Genomic DNA, 16,359 nt, shown 5'->3' on the forward strand with positions numbered 1-16,359 from the left:
GGACTGCACGAGGTGCGCACGGAAGCCTAGCGGCACCTGCTGACCTCGCTGTTCACCCGCCCGCACGACCCGTCCGAAAACCGTTGTCCCGACCGGGCACGGGTGCGCGACGATGCTCCGCATGACGAGACGGGACGCGGACGCCGTGCTGCGCCGCTGCGCGGAGTGCGGCGGCTACGCGTACGGCGGTGCCCCCGGCTGTTCCGTGTGCCGCGACCTCGTGGACGGCATCGTCGAGGGGGAGTGGGCCGCCTTCCTGCGGCAGTGGGACACCGCCGCGGGCGGCGACCAGGAGCGGGAACTGGCCGGGATGGTCGCCGCCGAACCCGACCGGCACGACTGGCGGCCGGTGGACGCCGCCCTCGACCGGCTGGTGTGCCCCGACTGCGGTGACCGGCCCGCCCGCGGCCCGGCCGGCTGCCCGGGCTGCGACCGGGCGCACGGCTTCCGCTACGCCGCGACCGAGACGGACCGGCCGGGCGTCCCGCCCGGCAACGAGCACGCGATCCGGGTCAACGTCTCGGTGGTGCGCAGGCCCCAGGTCACCTCGGAGAGCGAAGTGCTCGTCCGTCGCCTGCTGCTGCCCCTCCTGCTGGCCGGGTTCCTGCCCACGACCGAGGAAGCCCAGCGGTTCAGCGCACTCGTGAAGAAGAGCCCCCCGGGACGGAGGGCTCAACTGGCCGAACGGGCCGTGGAGGCGCTGGCCGAGGACTTCAGCCGAACGCGTCCCGCAGCGCGGGCAGCAGGGTCTTCTCCGACCAGTCCAGATACGCCGGCTGTGACTCACCGCCGATCTGGACGAGGGCGATCTCGGTGAACCCGGCCTCGGCGTACGGGCGGACGGCCTCGACGAACGCGTCCGGGTCGTCACCGCACGGGATGGATGCGGCGACGTCGTCCTGCCGGACGAACTGGGTCGCCGCCTCGAAGGAATCCGGGTGCGGCAGCTCCGAGTTGACCTTCCAGCCGCTGCCGAACCAGCGGAACTGGGAGTGTGCCCGCTCGACGGCCGTGTCCCGGTCGGGGTCGTAGCAGACCGGCAGCTGGCCGACGCGGGGCTTGCCCTGGCCGCCGTGCCGGTCGAAGGCCTCCAGCAGCCCGGCCTTGGGCTCCGTGGCGATCACCAGGTCGCCGAGCCGGCCCGCGAGTTCGCACGACCGTTTCCCGGAGACGGCGATGCCGATGGGCGGGGCCTCGTCGGGCAGGTCCCACAGCCGGGCCGACTCGACGTCGAAGTGCGTGCCGCGATGGTTGACGTGGCCGCCCTCGAAGAGGGCGCGGATGATCTCCACGGCCTCCTCGAACATCTCGTGCCGCACGTCGACGGACGGCCAGCCGCCGCCCACCACGTGCTCGTTGAGGTTCTCGCCCGAGCCCAGCCCCAGCCGGAACCGGCCCTCGGACAGCAACTGCAGCGTCGCCGCCTTCTGCGCCACCACCGCCGGGTGGTAGCGGAACGTCGGGCACGTCACATACGTCATCAGCGGGATACGTGACGTGGCCTGGGCGGCCGCGCCGAGCACGGCCCACGCGTACGGCGAATGGCCCTGCGAGCGCAGCCACGGGAAGTAGTGGTCCGAGGTCACCGAAAAGTCGAAGCCCGCCTCCTCGGCCCGTACCACGTGGTCGACGAGCTCTCGGGGGCCGGCCTGCTCGGTCATCATCGTGTATCCGATTTGCACCATAACCCGCGAGTCCCCTGACAGAAGGGCCGGAAACGGCTCGATCAAGGTCACGGACGGGTGCAGGATGCATCCATGAGCGCTTCCGCCCTGCCGTCCTCCGGCCCCGCCGCCCAGGGGGTCGACCCCCGCGGTGTCCACGCCTTCCTCGACGCCCTCGAAGCCGCCCCCGGGATCGAGCCGCACAGCCTGATGATCATGCGGCACGGGCATCTGGTCGCCTCCGGCTGGTGGGCGCCGTACACCGCCGAACGCCCCCATCTGCTGTACTCGCTCAGCAAGAGCTTCACCGGGACCGCCGCCGCCCTGGCCGAGGCCGACGGGCTGCTCGACTTCGACGCGCCCGTGATCTCGTACTTCCCGGAGTTCGAGGCCGACATCACCGACCCGCGCAGCCGGGCCATGCTCGTGCGGCACGTGGCGTCCATGGCGAGCGGCCATCGGCGGGACACCGTCGACGAGGCCTTCGGGCGGGACCCCGCCGAGCCCGTCCGGGGATTCCTGCTGCTGCCGCCGGACGGCGACCCGGGCACCGTCTTCGCCTACAACCAGCCCGCCACCTACACGCTCGCCGCGATCGTCCAGCGGGTGACCGGGCAGCCGCTCACCGCGTATCTGCGGCCCCGGCTGCTGGATCCGCTGGGCATCGGTGACGTGGCCTGGCGGCGGGACCGCGCCGGCCGAGAGCTCGGCTTCAGCGGCCTGCACGCCACCACCGACGCGGTCGCCCGGCTCGGCCTGCTGTATCTGAACGACGGGCTCTGGGAGGGTCAGCGGCTGCTGCCGAGGGGATGGACGGCCCGGGCCTCGCAACCCCGCATTCCCACCGCCGGAGCCATGGGAGACGCGCAGCGGCAGGACTGGGACCAGGGCTACGGCTATCAGTTCTGGACGTCCCGGCACGGCTACCGGGGCGACGGCGCGTACGGCCAGTTCTGCCTGGTGCTGCCGGAGCACGCCGCGGTGATCGCGGCGACCGCGGCGACCGAGGGGATGCAGGAGTACCTGAACCTGGTCTGGGAGCATCTGCTGCCCGCCTTCGGCCCCGAGCCGCTGACCGGCCGCGAGGCCGCCGACACGGAGCTGCGGGAGCGCCTCGGCCTGCTCGCGCTGCCGCCCGCGCCGGGCCGGCCCGCACCCCCGGAGCGGGACCGGGACTGGGCCGCCGCCGCGTTCGCGCCCTCCGCGGGGACCGGACCGGTCCGGTCGGCCGGGCTCGCCCGGGACACGGACGGCTGGATGCTCACGCTCACTGGAGAGGGGGACCGGCCGGACCACCCGGACCGGTTCGCCCTGCGCCTCGCCGGGAAGGGCTGGACGGTCGCCGAGGAACCCGTCCCGACCGCGGTGAGCGGCGGCTGGACCGATGCCGGCACGCTGGCCGTGGAGGTGCTGTTCCTGGAGACCCCGCACCGCCTGGCGCTGACCTGCTCCCTCGCGGACCGGACGCTCACCGCGTGCTGGCGCACCCAGCCGCTGCACGGCGGTAGGCTCGTCTCCCTGCGCGCCCCGCGCGGCTCAGGCTGAGCCCGGCCGGAAGGTCTTGAGGATGGTGCGCAACGCCTCCTGGTTCGCGGCGTCCTCCCAGTCGGCGTCCGGGGTCGTCCAGCGCAGCGAGAAGCTCCGGCCCTCACCCAGCAGGAACCCCCGGCCGAAGGTGTGGACCCGGGTGCCGTCGGCATCCGCGGTCCATTCCATGTCGGCGGCCTCGCGTCCCTGGTACGTCGTCGCGCGGATCGCTCCGATCCGCTCGTAGTCGTCGGCCTCCTCCTTGAGGTTCGGCTCGACTTCGTCCCGCCACACGGCCACGGGGTCCGGGCCCACCCGCTCGCTGTAGGTGACGGCCAGCGTGCGGTCGTCACCCTCGGCACCGAAGACGACCCGGTACCTCAGATCGCCCTGGCGGTCGGTGTCCACCCGCTTCCAGCCCTCGGGGAGCGCGACGGAGAAACCCTCCGCCGCCCGGTAGCGCTGGAAACCGGCCGGCAGGGCCGTGGCCGGGGCGGACGGTGTGGGAGTGGGAGTGGGGGACGGGGACGAGGGAGTGGGCGTGGGCGAGGGGGACTTGGGAGGGCTGGGCGCCCCGGAGGGTTCGGGGGTGTCGCCGCCGGTGCCCTCGCCCGGCGTGGCGGCGGAGGCCGGCGGCCGGGCCGGTGATTCGGCCGCGTCGCTGGCGCTGTCAGTGCCGGGCAGCCCCTGGGTCGAGGCGAGCACGGCGACCGCTACGGTGACGACGGCCAGGGCCGTTCCCACCACCATGGTCCGTCTGCTCCACGCGGGGCTCCCCGTCCGCACCGCGGTGTAGGCGCCGCGCAGCCGCGGGCCCGGCGCCGCGGCCAGGGCGGCCTCGGGGTCCTCGCTGAGCGCGCGGGTCAGCGCCTCACGCACCACCGGGCGGGTCAGCCGCTCCCGGGAGTCCTTGCGGAGCAGCCCCTGCACGACCCGGGTGAGCGGCCCGGCGCGCACCGGGGTGCGCAGCGGCAGCCGGTCCACGCCCTTGAGGGTGTTCTCCGGGCGTCCCCGGTCCCGGAAGGGCGGGCGCCCCTCGACCATGGTGTACAGGATCGCGCCCAGCGCCCACAGGTCGGCCGCGGGACCGATGCGCTGGTCACGGGCCTGCTCCGGGGAGGCGTACGCGGGGGCCGTGAGACGGGGCGCGAAGGTCGCGCCGGCCAGGCCGAAGCCGGTGACGACGACCGAGTGGTCCTCCCGTACGAACACCTGGCCGGGGCTGAGTTCGCCGTGCGTGATGCCCTCGGCGTGCGCGGCGTCCAGCACGTCGAGCAGCTCCAGGCCGATCCGGGCCGCCCGCACGTAGTTGAACGTGCCCTGCTCCGAGAGGAGTTCGCCGAGCGGGGTGCCGTCGATCCACTCGTTGACGGTCCACAGGGCGCCGGCCTCGTCGACGGCGTCGACGACCGCGGCGATCCGGCCGGGGCAGAGCAGCGCCATGCTCTCGGTCGTGCGCAGCAGGCGGGCGGCGGCCCGGCGCTCGGCTCCGCGCGGGTCGTCCGGAAGCCCGATCTGGGTCACGAGGCACGGTCGGGAGATCTCGCCGGCCCCGGTGTCCTCGGCATACCAGCAGATGCGGTTGGTCTCGCGCTGGATGATCTCGAGCAGCCGGTACCGGCCGGCGACCAACTGGTGTGTGGAGACGTGCGCCCTGCCCATGGCCATCCCTCGCTGGAAACCTGGCTCTCACCTTTTCCAGAGGTACGGAGAGTGAGGCGGCCTGCGTTCAATCGGATCGCAACTCCGTCTTCATTCTTGCCTTTTGTTCAAGAGATGGGAGCAAGTGTGCGAGGAAACACGGTCTTTCGCGGGCTCCGGCGCGGTTCACCTCGGCCGCCCCGAGGCTCCGCGGGCGCGGGGGGAATTCGCCCGCCGCCGCCCGCGGATTCGCAAATTCTTGCCCGGCCTGGTGGTAACCGCCGGTAAATGCGGAGGTGTACAACGTCTGAACTCGGAGCCCTCCGATGAATTCCGCGACGGATTCCCGGAGAGGGCCGGAACGTCAGCGCAGACCGAAGCGACGCGCCCAGGCGAACAGGTCGCCCGTCGTCGCGTTGCCCCCGCACACCACCAGGCCGAGCCGGGTCCCGTCGCCGACCCGCTCCAGGACCTGCCGGGCCGCGGGCAGCAGACAGCCGGCCGCCGGTTCGGCCCACACCTTGGCGTGGTCGGCCAGGTCCAGCGAGCCCTGCACGGCCTCCCGGTCGGGAACCACCAGAACCTCGGTGACCAGGGCGGAGACGTGGTCGTACGTCAGCTGTGACACGGACGGGGCGCTGAGGGTGGAGACGATCGACGACAGGGCGACCGGCCGCGGGCCGCCCGCCGTCAGCGCCTCGGACATGGCCTGCGCGCCCTCGGTCTCCACGCCCCACACCCGCACCCCGGGCCGGCACGCCCGCAGCGCGGCGGCGACACCGGCGATCAGGCCGCCGCCCCCGATGCTGACCAGTACGTCGGTGAGCTCGCCGGCGTCGGCGGCGAACTCCAGCCCGACCGTGCCCTGTCCGGCGATCACCACCGGGTCGTCGAAGGGGTGGACCAGGGTCATCCCCTCCTGCTGGAGCCGCGTCATGAGCGCGAACGCCCCGTCCATGTCGTCGGTCAGCCGCACCGACGCGCCGGCCGCCTCCGCGACCTCCACGGCACGGGCGGGTGCCGTGCGCGGCATCACCACCGTGGCCTTCACATCGAGGGCCGCGGCCATGACCGCGAGGGCGATCCCGTGGTTGCCGCCGCTGACCGCCACCACCCCGGCGGCCCGTTCGGCCTCGCCAAGCGACAGCAGCTTCGCCGTGGCCCCGCGCGCCTTGAACGAGCCGGTGCGCTGCAGCAGTTCGAGCTTCGCGGTGACCGGGGCACCGAGCAGTGCGGACAGCCCAGGGCTGTCCACGGTCGGGGTCCGCACGACGTGCCCGGCGATCCGCCCGGCCGCGGCTTCGATCTCCGAGATGCCGATCATGGCAGCCATCCTTCCGGCGCGGGGTCGCGAAACGCGCCGTGTCGAACCCTGACGCGCGCAGGGGGCCGAGGTCAACGCGGTACCGGGGCGGTGCGAGGGCAGGCGCTCGGCGCGGCTGCGCGGCCGCGGGGGTCGCTCCAGCCGTGCCGATCGCCCTTCCCTCGCCGGTGGCTAGGGCCATGGAGCGACCTTGCCTCCCGACGTTCCGGCGTCGGGCCACGTGAGGCAGGTGAGGAGCGCGCGCAGTTCTCCGGCGGTCCTGCGGCCGACGGCACCCGGAGGGCGCCGTGGTGCCGTCCCGCGCGGGTTGTTGTGGCGGTGTGCCCCCGCCCGCGCGCCGGCTGTTGGTGTCGGTCATGCCTCGCGCCGGATCAGGTGGGAGGGCAGCGATCACAGTCCGCCGGCGGGCCCTGCGGCCGACGGTCCGCAGGTTGCCATGGCGGCCGTGCGGAGATCCCCTGCCCGCCCGCCTTCAGGCGCCGCGCCGCGCCAGGTGGGCGAGGAGCGAGCGCAGTTCGACGGCGAGGCCCGCGGCCGATGGCACCCAGGGGTGTGCCGTGGTGCTCGTCCCCCGCCGGTTGCCATGGCCGCGCGGCGTGCCCCCTGCCTGCCGGCGTTTAGGCGTCGTGTCGCGCCAGGTGGGCGAGGAGCGAGCGACGTTCGCGGGCGGGCCCTGCGGTCGACGGCATCAAGGGGCGCCCGCGCGGAGTGCCCCTGCCCGCCCGCGTTCAGGCGTCTCGTCGCGCCAGGTGGGCGAGGAGCGAGCGCAGTTCGGCGGCGGGTGCTGCGGCCAACGGCACGTCGGCGAGTGCCCTCTCGACAGCGGTGATGTGGCGTCGGGCCTCCGCCATCGCCGCCGAACGGCCGCCCGCCTCCTCGATCAGCGCCGCCGCCGTCTCGGGCGCGTCGCCGGACTCCAGGAGTGCCGCGATCCGGTCGCCCCTCGGGGAATCGAGCGCCACCAGCACCGGGAACGTCTTCTTCCGCTCGCGCAGATCACCGTGGACCGGCTTGCCGGTGACACGGGGATCGCCCCATACCCCCAGCACGTCGTCGACGATCTGGAACGCGACCCCCAGATGCCGGCCCGCCCGGTCGAGCGCGCCGACCGTCTCGGGGCCGGCGCCCCCGAGCACGGCACCCAGCGCCGCCGCGCAGCCCAGCAGCGCTCCCGTCTTGTGCTCCGCCATCGCCCGGTACTCGTCCGGCCGTACCCGCTCCGTCCCCGTCCACGGACGGTCGGCGAACAGCAGGTCGTCCGCCTGCCCGCGCACCAGGTCGCCCAGCGCCACGGACAGTGTCCGCACGGCCCCGGCGCCGCCCGGCTGCGCGGCCAGCGTCTCGACGGCCAGGGCGAACAGCGCGTCGCCCGCGAGTACCGCGGGCCCCGTGCCGTAGGCCTTCCACACGGTCGGGCGGCGGCGCCGGTCCGCGTCGCCGTCCATGATGTCGTCGTGCAGCAGGGAGAACGTGTGCACCAGTTCCACCGCGACGGCCGCCGCCACCCCGGCCCGCTCCGGCGCACCGGCCGCCTCGGCCCCGAGCACCGCGAGCGCCTGCCGTACGCCCTTGCCGCCGGAGGCGACGGCCGGCGCACCGCCGACCTCGCACCAGCCGAAGGAGTAGGCGGCCATCTCGCCGACCCAGGGGTGCAGCCGGCCGACCGCTTCTTCCAGGGCGGGCCGGACCAGGGCGCGGCAGCGGTCGAGGACCCGTGGGGCGTCGCAGGTGCCGGCCCGGAGATCGTGCGGCTCGCCCTGCCGTGCTGTCCGTGCCGTGGCGGGCGCCTCGGACACCGCGTCCTGCCGCGGCGGCCTGGCGGTTGCCGGGACCGGAGCCGCCGGGCCCTGGCGTGCCGCTGCCGCCGGTCCGGCTCCGCGGGACGGCGGCGCCTGCGTGGCCGGGGGCGATGCCGCCCCATTGCTCCGCCGCGCTGCCTTCACCGTCGTCGGCAGCGCCGTCACAGTGCCGCCTCCGTCGCCCGCTCGGCCGTCGGTATGCCGAGTTCCTCGTGGGCCCGGGCCACCATCCGGCGGGCGTGCTGCAGACCGATGCGCTCCAGCATGCCCTCGAGATCGGCCAGTTCGGCCGCCGTCTCGTCACGGTCGCGACCCAGTCGGGCCAGGGCCTTGGCGAGCCCCAGGCGCGACAAAGCCTCCCCGCGCGGCTCGCTCATCTCGCGGAACTCCTCGAGCGCCTGCTCGTACAGCTCCCGCGCCCGCCCGTAACGCCCCGCCCGGTACAGGACGTTGCCGCGCATCTTGTGGTTGTAGGCCAGCGCGCTGGACAGCCGCATCGCACGGCACGTCGTCTCCGCCTCGCTCAGCAGCTCCAGGGCCCGCTCGGTGTCCCCGTCGCGCACCGACACCACATCGGCCAGCCCGCGCAGCGCCCAGGCGTGGCCGCGCCGGTCGTCGGCACGAGCGGCGATTTCGGCGGCTTCCTCGAACAGGGCGTACGCGCTGTCGTAGCGCCCGGTGTTGCGGTGCATCTGCGCGATGCCCTCCAGCGCCCACACCGTGTGCCGCGCCTCCCCGCGCCGCCGGGCCTCGGCGAGCAACTGCTCGTGCAGCCGGCCCACGGCCTCGTAGTCGCCCTGGATGCGGCCGGTCTCGGCCAGGCCGGCCAGCGAGTAGCCGCGCACGACGATGTCCCCGCCCCGTTCGCCGAGGTCGGCCGCCAGCCGGAGCAGCCTGCGGGCCAGCGGGAGCGCGCCGCGCTGCCGGGCCAGCGTGCCGCCGCTCCACAGCGCCCAGGCCATGGCGCCGACGTCCCCGGCCTGCCGGGCCGCGCGGTAGCTCGCCTTCCAGGCCCGGTCCGCGTCCTCGACCCGGCCCAGCCGACGGTGCGCCTCGGCCACCGCGAGTCCGGAACGCGCCGCCTCCCCGGGCTGTCCGGCGCGCTCCGCCGCCCTCAACTGCTCGGTACCGGCGGCCAGGACGTCGGTCAGTGAGGAGTTGACGGACAGGGTGGTGAGCGCGCCCTGGTACTCCGGGGCGAATGCCTTGCCGTACATCGATGCCTTTCGGTCCGTATACACCCCAGGTATATTCAATGCGTATACATAGAGCGTATACATGGGGTGTATAGAAGGGTGGAAGCCTGCCCTGGCCACAAGGGCCAGGGCATCACCTGTTGCCGATCAAGACGACGGCGGAACGGACCGGGTTGCCTCTGAGGCGCAGATCACCCGACGGGCATTCAGTGCTGACCGGCCTTGTGCGGTGTCGCCTCACTCGGCCTGACGACGACGTACCCCTCACCCTGGAGCAGCAGTTGCACGGCCTCGCCGGAGCCGCCGCGCAGCATCGACCCGATGGACTGGGAGCGGTGCAGCGAGGTCTGCAGGCCCGCGGTCCAGCCGACGATCGCGTCCGTGTCGACGTACACCGGGTACTGCGGCGAGACCGGGATGACGAGCGGACTGCCGTCGCACACCAGGCCCAGCTTGCCGTGCCCGGTGAAGACGCTGTTGAACAGGCCGCCCCCGGTGATGCCGGCGCCCTTCACGGTGGCGATGCGGTACGACAACGTGGCGTCGAAACACAGGACGTTGCGGCCGTTGACCGTGAACTCGTCGCCGGGCTCGACGTCGACGACGAAACAGTTCTGTGCCTCGTGCGCGAACCAGGCCTCGCCCTGCCCGCGCACCGCCATCAGCGGCAGTCCCTCCCCGGTGACCGCGCGCTTGAGCATGCCGCCCACGCCCTGGCCCTTGCGCTCGAACTGGAGGTTGCCGCGGTAGGAGATCATCGCGCCCTGCCGGGCGAGCATCTCTCCGTTCACCGTGTATCGGATGCACTTGGCGTTCTCGACGGTCATGCCCGGCGCTACGGCGGGCTGCACCATGTGCTCACTGGAAAAGAGGTCACCCTTCATACCGGCATCCTCGCCCGGAGCCTCTCCCTCCGCCAAGATCACGCAGCAGGCCCGTTCGTGAAGCGCGGTCGCCGGGGTCAACCACCGAAGAGCTGCGTCCAGTACATCCCCGCCCGGCCGCCGCCGGCGAAGCCGATGCCGATGTGGGTGAAGCCGGGTGTGAGGATGTTGGCCCGGTGGCCGGGGCTGTTCATCCAGCCCTCCACGACGTCGGCGGGGGAGCGCTGGCCGCAGGCTATGTTCTCGCCGATGGACCGCCGGGTGGAACCCGCCGCGGCGGCCCGGTCCCAGGGCTGACCGCCGTCGGGTGCGGTGTGCGCGTAGAAGGCGCGGGCCACCATGTCCGCGCTGTGCGCCTGCGCGGCCGTGGTGAGCAACGGGTCGGCGGACAGGGGCGGGAGCCCGGCCCGGGCGCGCTCCCGGTTGGTGAGGTCGATCATGGCCGCCGCCGTGCCGGCCAGCCCGTCCGGCGTGAACGGCCTGGCCCACAGCGCTGTCCAGTAGGTGTCATCGGAGGGGCCGTCGTGCACGTGGGCGAGTCCGGCGTGGGTGAACGCCGGGTCGTGCAGGGTGCGCCGGGGCCCGTTCGTGCGCAGGCAGTACGCGACGAACTCGGCGGCCGTGCGCGGTCCGGACACCAGGTGCTCACCGACGGTGAGGTACGCGAACCCGGAGCCGATGACGCGCTGGTAGACGGAGACGCCGTCGCGCGTCTCGACGCCGAGACGCCCGGCGGCGGCCATGGCGGCGGCGTGCTCCCGGGCCGCCGACATGAGACGGGCGTCCAGCGAGAGCGGCGGTGAACCGGCCGTGGCCCGGGCGGAGTTGACCAGGGGCAGGAAGCCGTCGGGATCAGGGGCGGCGGAGGCGCTCGTGGGAGGGCCGGAGGGTGTGTCGTCCACGACGTCGACACCGAAGTCCCGTGCGAGTCCCGCCAGCCCGTCGGCGTACCCCTGGCCCAGGGCCCGCAGCTTCCAGTTGTCGCCGCGCCGGTAGATCTCGGCGAGCAGCAGCACCGTCTCCTGGCGGGGGCGCGGCGGGGTGAAGCGGGCGAGGGGGCGGCCGCCTGAGTCGGTGACGTGGAGGGTGGGGGAGGGCAGGCTGCCGAGGACGGTTCCGGGCTCGGCGGGGCTGACGACGACGGTGACCCGGGCCGCGCCGGTGCGCAGCCCGGGCGGGTCCACCGTGAGCGTGTCGCCCCGCAGGACGGCTCCCGGCGCGGCCGGCTGGTTGTAGAAGACGAAGTCGCCGTCGTCCCGGACTTTTCCGCCGTCGTCGGTCACGAGCGCGGACACGTCGAACGGCCCGGGCACCCGGACGGTCACCGCACCGCCCGGGAGCGCCAGATTGCCTCCGGGAACCAACTCGCTCATCACGCCGCCCTGCCCCTCCCCGCGAGGGATTCGGTTGCCCGGACAACGGCCGCCGGGGCACAGGGGTTCCCTCCTCGGCCCGGGCCCACGCGGGACGCGAACGCGTAGGTGTAGTGGCCCTGGACGGCACCGGTGCGGCCGTACACCGACACGCCGCAAGGCGGTTCACGCCGCCGCAGACCGAGCCCGTACGCCGGCGGCGGCAACGGCGCCGCCTTCGACCTCTTCGGCTTCTACGAGGTGGAGAGCCGCGGCATCGTTCAGATCGACGCCGACCTGGGTACCCCGCGCCGATGATCGAGACGCTCGTCCAGTCCCGGCCGGGACACGTGGAGCTGCTGCCGGCCCTGCCCGCGGCGGCTTCGTCCTCGACCTGCGCCGGCGGCACGGCACACCCGTCGAGACCACCCTGCACAGCGTCGGCGGCCGCACCACTACGGTGTCGTACGCCGGGACGCCCCAAGGATCCGCCTCAGGCCCGGAGGCTCCGTGACCCTGCGGAACCTCGCCCATGAAACCGTCTGTACGCCACCGACCGGCCGAAGGAGCGCCGACGATGTCCCGCACCGCACGCCCCCGCCGCCGTGCCGCCCTGGCCGCTCTCTCCTCCTGCGTCGCGCTGGGCTGCGGGACGGGCACGGTGCCTCAGGGGGACCAGCCGAGCCCGCCGTCCAGCGCCCCGACGGCGGCCGGGCGCGGGGTGGTCACCTGGGCCTCCTCCGCCGGCCGCGTCGGCGAGGCGGCCGACGACCGCGGCTACCGGCTGATGGTGCACACCAGCGTCGGCGGCAGCGGCCTCAGGGTGCGGCTGTCCAACGCCTTCGGCGACCGGCCGGTGACGTTCGGCAATGTCCACGCCGGCCTGCAACGGGACGGCGCCGCACTCGTCCCCGGCAGCAACAGGCGCCTGACCTTCGGCGGCGCCCGCTCCGCCACCGTCCCCGCCGGCGGCATCGTCTACAGCGACCCGCTGCCCGGCCACGTCCCCGCCGGGCGCACCCTCGCCGTCAGCCTGTACGTCCCCCGCGCGGGCGGCGCGCTCACCGGGCACTGGCTGGCGATGCAGACGTCGTACACCACCGACGGCGACCACACCGCGGAGGAGGGCGCGGCCCACTGGAAGCAGCGGACCGGCTCCTGGTTCTACCTGGACGCCGTCACCGTACGGCCCCGCAAGGGGACGGGCGCCGTGGCCGCCGTCGGCGACTCCATCACCGACGGCTGGCAGTCCACGACCGACCTCGACCGCCGCTGGCCCGACTACCTGGCCCGCCGGCTGGGCGAGTCCGCCGGCACCACGGTCAAGGGCGTGGCCAACGCGGGCATCGCCGGGAACAAGGTCCTTCTCGACGGCCCCGGGCAGAGCGCCCTGAACCGCCTGCAGCGGGACGCCCTCTCGCTGCCGGGCGTGCGCACGGTGTTCCTCTTCCAGGGCGTCAACGACATCAAGGCCGAGCCCGCGGCCACGGGCGCCGGACTGATCGCCGGGTACCGCAGGCTGATCGACCGGGCCCACGCGGCCGGGAAGTGCGTCGTCGGCGCCACGATCGCCCCCTTCAAGGGCTGGCAGGAGTGGGACCCCGCCGGGGAAGCGGTGCGGCAGCAGGTGAACGCCTTCATCCGCAACAGCGGCGAGTTCGACGGGGTCGCCGACTTCGACCGCGTCCTGCGCAGCCCCCGCGACCCCGAGCGGATGCTCCCCGTCTTCGACGGCGGCGACCATCTGCACCCCAACGACAAGGGGATGCGGGCGATGGCCGACGCCGTCGATCTGGAGAGCCTCGACTGCGGGACCGGCTGATGCCCGGTCAGGGATATGCGACCAGGCCGACCACGTTCGTCGCCGGGTCGGACAGGCCGCCACGGTCGTCGACGACATGCCGGATGGTCCCCGTGCCGCCCAGGGCGACGGTCACCATGCTCCGGAAGCGGACGTTCGGGCGGTTCGGCGCCTCGGTGGCCCAAGTGGGCGTGCCGGACCCCCGGCACGCCGGCCGGTCAGCCGGACGTCGTGGGCTCCGGGGCGATCAGGCCCTCGCGGTAGGCGATCGCCACGGCCTCGCCGCGGCTCGACGCGCCCAGCTTGGCGAGGATGTTGGAGACGTGGACGCTCGCGGTCTTGCCGCTGATGAACAGTTCCTCGCCGATCCGGCGGTTGCTGTGGCCGAGGGCGAGCAGCCGCAGCACGTCCTGCTCGCGCGCGGTGAGCACGGCGGCCCCGGCGTCGCTGCCCGGCCGGTCCGACAGCCGGCCGCGACGGATCAGGGTGTCGACCTGCTCCCGCAGCGGCGAGGCGCCCAGGAGGTCCGCGGTCTCCCGGACCGCCCGGGCCTCGGCCGCGGCCTCCTCACGATGTCCGGCCGCCACCAGGGCCTCGGCGTACCGCAGACGGCACCGCGCCCGCTCGTAGACGTCGCCGTAGCCGAACGCCGTCACCGCCTTCGCCCAGGCGGCCACCGCCTCGGGCCCCGACGCGGCCCTGACCCACTCCGCCTCGGCCCGGGCCAGCCATGCCTGCCCCTCGGGCCCCTGTGGCGTGCCGTGCGCGCCGTGGGTGGCCATGGTCCGCGCCAGTTCCACCAGTTCGGTTGCGGTGTCCGTCCAGGAGCGGGCCCCGGCCTCGTCGCCGGTCGGCCGTAGCCCGGCGGCCGCGTCGGCCACCGCCGACAACGCCAGCGCGGCGAGCCGGACCGTGGCGTACGGGCGGGTGCCCGCCTCGTCGGTGAGGGCCGTGACCGTAGACCGCATCCACCGCACCGCGTCCTCGGGATCCCCGCGCAGCGCCGCGGCGTCGGTGAGCACGATGCCCGAGACCAGGGTGGCCATCCAGTCGAACGGGCCCTCCAGCAGGGCACGCGCCCGGTCGGCGGCGGCGAAGTCACCCCTCGCGAGCGCCACGTACAGCGCGGGACCGACGGTGAACCCGCCGGCGGCCGGCAGCACCTCGGCATCGGCCGCCGCCGCGCGCACACACTCGTCCCAGCGGCCCAGCACCTGCAACACCAGCAGCCGCAGGTAGCGCATCTCCAGCGGATACGGCGACGACAGCAGCCCGGCGCGCCGGGCCCGGTCCAGGCCCTCCGTCAGCCAGGGCAGGCACTCCTCCAGCTCCCCGCTCTCGTAGCAGCCCATGGCGAGGTTGAACAGGGCCCGCAGCTCCACGGCCGCGTTGCCCGAACGCGCCGCCAGTTCCCGGGCCTTCAGCAGCCGCTCACGCCCCTCGGGGCTGCGCCGCCCGCCGCCGTCGAACCCGGCCAGGGATATCAGCAGGTCCGCCTGGGCGTCGGTCGCCCGGAGCTGCTCGGACACGTCCAGGGCCCGGCGGGCGACCTTCAGCGCGGTGTCGTTCTCCCCGATGTAGCGGGCGGCCATGACATGCGTGGCAGCCGCCCACACCCACGTACGCGACGGAGGATTCTCCGGGATCATCGCCAGAGCCTCGCTGCTGTAGGCGAACGCGGCCGTCAGGCTGTCCACGCTCATGAGGTTCCCGGCGAGGGTGTAGCGGACCCGTGCGGCGAGTTCGGAGTCGGAGTCCTGGCCGAGCTCCCCGAGCGCGGACCGGCTGAGCGAGACCGCGCGGTGCAGCTCCCCGGCGTGCGCGGCCGCCGCCGAAGCCCGCAGCGTCAGCGTGACCCGGTCGGCACCCACGCCCGAAGGCCGGGCCTCGGGACCGACCGCCGGCCACAGGTCCAGGGCCGCTTCGAGATGCCGCTGCTCCTCGGCCGGCGCCCCGACCCGCTGGGCGTGATCGGCGGCCTCCAGGGACGCGGTCAGCGCCTCGGCGAGGTCGTGGCTCTCCCGGTAGTGGTGGGCGCGCTCGGCGGCACTCTCGGCCTTGTGCCCGCGCCCGGCGAGCAGCCGCGCGAACGCGCCGTGCAGTCTCGCCCGCTCACCGGGCAGCAGATCGGCGTAGACGGCCTCGCGGGCGAGGGCGTGCCGGAAGGAGTACGTGTCGTCGCCCCCGGCGACCAGCAGTTGCCGCCCCACCGCCTCACGCAGCGCCGACTCCAGCTCCGCCTCCGGCAGCCCGACCGCCTCCCGCAGCAGATCGTGCTCCACCCGGCGCCCGGCCACGGCGGCGGTCCGCAGCACCTGCTGCGCGGTCTCGGAAAGCTGCTCGAAACGGATCAGCAGCACATCGGCGAGCCCGCTGGGCACGCCACCGGACTCCGTGTCGGTGGCGGCGAGCAACTCCTCCGCGTAGAAGGCGTTCCCCTCGGCACGCTCCACGATCCGCCGCACCGTGGCGTCCGGCAGCGGCCTGGGTTCCAGGGCCCGCACCAGCCGGTCCACATCGGAATCGGCCAGCGGCCGCAGGTCCAGACGCTCGACCACGGGCAGCCGTATCAGCTCCGCAAGCAGCGGCCGCAGCGGATGCCGGCGGTGCAGGTCGTCGGCCCGGTACGAGGCGAGCACCGTCAGCCGGTGCCGGAGCACGCCCCGGCCGAGCAGGAACCGCAGCAGATCCCGCGACGACTGATCCGCCCAGTGCAGATCCTCCAGCACGAGCAACAGCGGCGCGACCTGGGCGACTTCGGCCAGCAGCCCCGCCATCCCCTCGAACAGCCGCAGCCGCCCGTCCACGTCCCGCACGGAATCGGTCCCGGCCCCCAGCAGCCGCTCGACCACGGGATGAGCGGCGAGAGCGCCGGCGAACCGCTCATCGGCGGCCAGCACCCCCAGGATCTCGGTGAACGGCAGATAGGGCAGCCCGACGTCCCCGAGATCCACGCAGTGCCCGGTGACCACGGTCATGCCCGCTGCGGCAGCCTGCCCCCCGACCTCGTCGAGCACCCGGGTCTTGCCGACGCCGGCGTCCCCGGCGATCAACACGGCCCGGGCCTCACCAGCACGCGCACGCTCCAGCACACCGGAGAGTCGCGAGAGTTCGGCATCCCGTCCGACGACGGGCGTGACCGATGAAGCCTGCTGCACAGATCCAACTTTC

At 74.1% G+C, this 16,359-nt stretch carries 11 protein-coding genes and 1 pseudogene; 3 read left to right on the top strand and 9 right to left on the bottom strand.

Annotated features, from left to right (window positions below):
• Positions 1–121 precede the first annotated feature (121 nt).
• Positions 122–817 carry a hypothetical protein gene (locus G3I77_RS33550; RefSeq protein ID WP_248509813.1) on the top strand — a complete coding sequence of 232 codons (696 nt, stop codon included), beginning with the start codon at positions 122–124 and terminating at the stop codon, positions 815–817.
• Here G3I77_RS33550 and G3I77_RS33555 read toward each other — a convergent pair.
• The gene (locus G3I77_RS33555; protein WP_248509815.1) at positions 714–1,685 is read right to left on the bottom strand and encodes an LLM class F420-dependent oxidoreductase; all 972 of its coding nucleotides are present in this window, start codon (positions 1,683–1,685) and stop codon (positions 714–716) included. The two genes, G3I77_RS33550 and G3I77_RS33555, sit on opposite strands and share 104 nt — an antisense overlap.
• 72 nt (positions 1,686–1,757) lie before the next feature.
• Here G3I77_RS33555 and G3I77_RS33560 point away from each other — a divergent pair, with 72 nt between their 5' ends.
• A complete protein-coding gene (locus G3I77_RS33560) occupies positions 1,758–3,209 on the top strand; it encodes a serine hydrolase (protein ID WP_248509817.1) in 1,452 nt (483 codons plus the stop codon).
• On the opposite strand, the gene G3I77_RS33565 is transcribed toward G3I77_RS33560, so the two are convergent.
• The 7 genes and pseudogenes from G3I77_RS33565 to G3I77_RS33595 form a co-directional block, all read right to left on the bottom strand.
• Positions 3,201–4,853, bottom strand: coding sequence for a serine/threonine-protein kinase (locus G3I77_RS33565; protein ID WP_248509819.1), 1,653 nt, complete (start codon positions 4,851–4,853; stop codon positions 3,201–3,203). The two genes, G3I77_RS33560 and G3I77_RS33565, sit on opposite strands and share 9 nt — an antisense overlap.
• Positions 4,854–5,196: 343 nt before the next feature.
• Positions 5,197–6,156, bottom strand: coding sequence for a threonine/serine dehydratase (locus G3I77_RS33570; RefSeq protein ID WP_248509821.1), 960 nt, complete (start codon positions 6,154–6,156; stop codon positions 5,197–5,199).
• A 728-nt stretch (positions 6,157–6,884) separates the two neighbouring features.
• On the bottom strand, positions 6,885–7,952 hold the full coding sequence (locus tag G3I77_RS33575) for a polyprenyl synthetase family protein (RefSeq protein WP_248509823.1): 1,068 nt from the start codon (positions 7,950–7,952) through the stop codon (positions 6,885–6,887).
• 164 nt (positions 7,953–8,116) lie between these two features.
• Positions 8,117–9,172, bottom strand: coding sequence for a tetratricopeptide repeat protein (locus G3I77_RS33580; RefSeq protein ID WP_248509825.1), 1,056 nt, complete (start codon positions 9,170–9,172; stop codon positions 8,117–8,119).
• 185 nt (positions 9,173–9,357) lie between these two features.
• Positions 9,358–10,035, bottom strand: coding sequence for an AIM24 family protein (locus G3I77_RS33585; protein WP_248509826.1), 678 nt, complete (start codon positions 10,033–10,035; stop codon positions 9,358–9,360).
• Positions 10,036–10,112: 77 nt separating this feature from the next.
• Entirely contained in the window at positions 10,113–11,408 is a 1,296-nt protein-coding gene (locus G3I77_RS33590) for a CAP domain-containing protein (RefSeq protein WP_248509831.1), read from the bottom strand.
• A gap of 83 nt (positions 11,409–11,491) precedes the next feature.
• A pseudogene (locus tag G3I77_RS33595) lies at positions 11,492–11,602 on the bottom strand (serine hydrolase); the annotation flags it as partial.
• 362 nt (positions 11,603–11,964) lie between these two features.
• On the opposite strand from G3I77_RS33595, the gene G3I77_RS33605 reads away from it, so the two are divergent.
• Positions 11,965–13,209 carry an SGNH/GDSL hydrolase family protein gene (locus tag G3I77_RS33605; protein WP_248509833.1) on the top strand — a complete coding sequence of 415 codons (1,245 nt, stop codon included), beginning with the start codon at positions 11,965–11,967 and terminating at the stop codon, positions 13,207–13,209.
• 197 nt (positions 13,210–13,406) lie between these two features.
• Here the strand turns inward: G3I77_RS33605 and G3I77_RS33610 are convergent, their stop codons facing one another.
• Entirely contained in the window at positions 13,407–16,346 is a 2,940-nt protein-coding gene (locus tag G3I77_RS33610) for a helix-turn-helix transcriptional regulator (RefSeq protein WP_248509835.1), read from the bottom strand.
• Positions 16,347–16,359 lie beyond the last annotated feature (13 nt).

Origin of the sequence: Streptomyces sp. D2-8 (genome assembly GCF_023184515.1) — a bacterium.
Taxonomy (GTDB): domain Bacteria; phylum Actinomycetota; class Actinomycetes; order Streptomycetales; family Streptomycetaceae; genus Streptomyces.

Excerpts from the sequence above, each read along its gene's own strand:
- G3I77_RS33550 (WP_248509813.1), top strand. The coding sequence starts at position 122 with ATGACGAGACGGGACGCGGACGCCGTGCTGCGCCGCTGCGCGGAGTGC.
- G3I77_RS33555 (WP_248509815.1), bottom strand. The coding sequence starts at position 1,685 with ATGGTGCAAATCGGATACACGATGATGACCGAGCAGGCCGGCCCCCGA.
- G3I77_RS33560 (WP_248509817.1), top strand. The coding sequence starts at position 1,758 with ATGAGCGCTTCCGCCCTGCCGTCCTCCGGCCCCGCCGCCCAGGGGGTC.
- G3I77_RS33565 (WP_248509819.1), bottom strand. The coding sequence starts at position 4,853 with ATGGGCAGGGCGCACGTCTCCACACACCAGTTGGTCGCCGGCCGGTAC.
- G3I77_RS33570 (WP_248509821.1), bottom strand. The coding sequence starts at position 6,156 with ATGATCGGCATCTCGGAGATCGAAGCCGCGGCCGGGCGGATCGCCGGG.
- G3I77_RS33580 (WP_248509825.1), bottom strand. The coding sequence starts at position 9,172 with ATGTACGGCAAGGCATTCGCCCCGGAGTACCAGGGCGCGCTCACCACC.
- G3I77_RS33585 (WP_248509826.1), bottom strand. The coding sequence starts at position 10,035 with ATGAAGGGTGACCTCTTTTCCAGTGAGCACATGGTGCAGCCCGCCGTA.
- G3I77_RS33590 (WP_248509831.1), bottom strand. The coding sequence starts at position 11,408 with ATGAGCGAGTTGGTTCCCGGAGGCAATCTGGCGCTCCCGGGCGGTGCG.
- G3I77_RS33605 (WP_248509833.1), top strand. The coding sequence starts at position 11,965 with ATGTCCCGCACCGCACGCCCCCGCCGCCGTGCCGCCCTGGCCGCTCTC.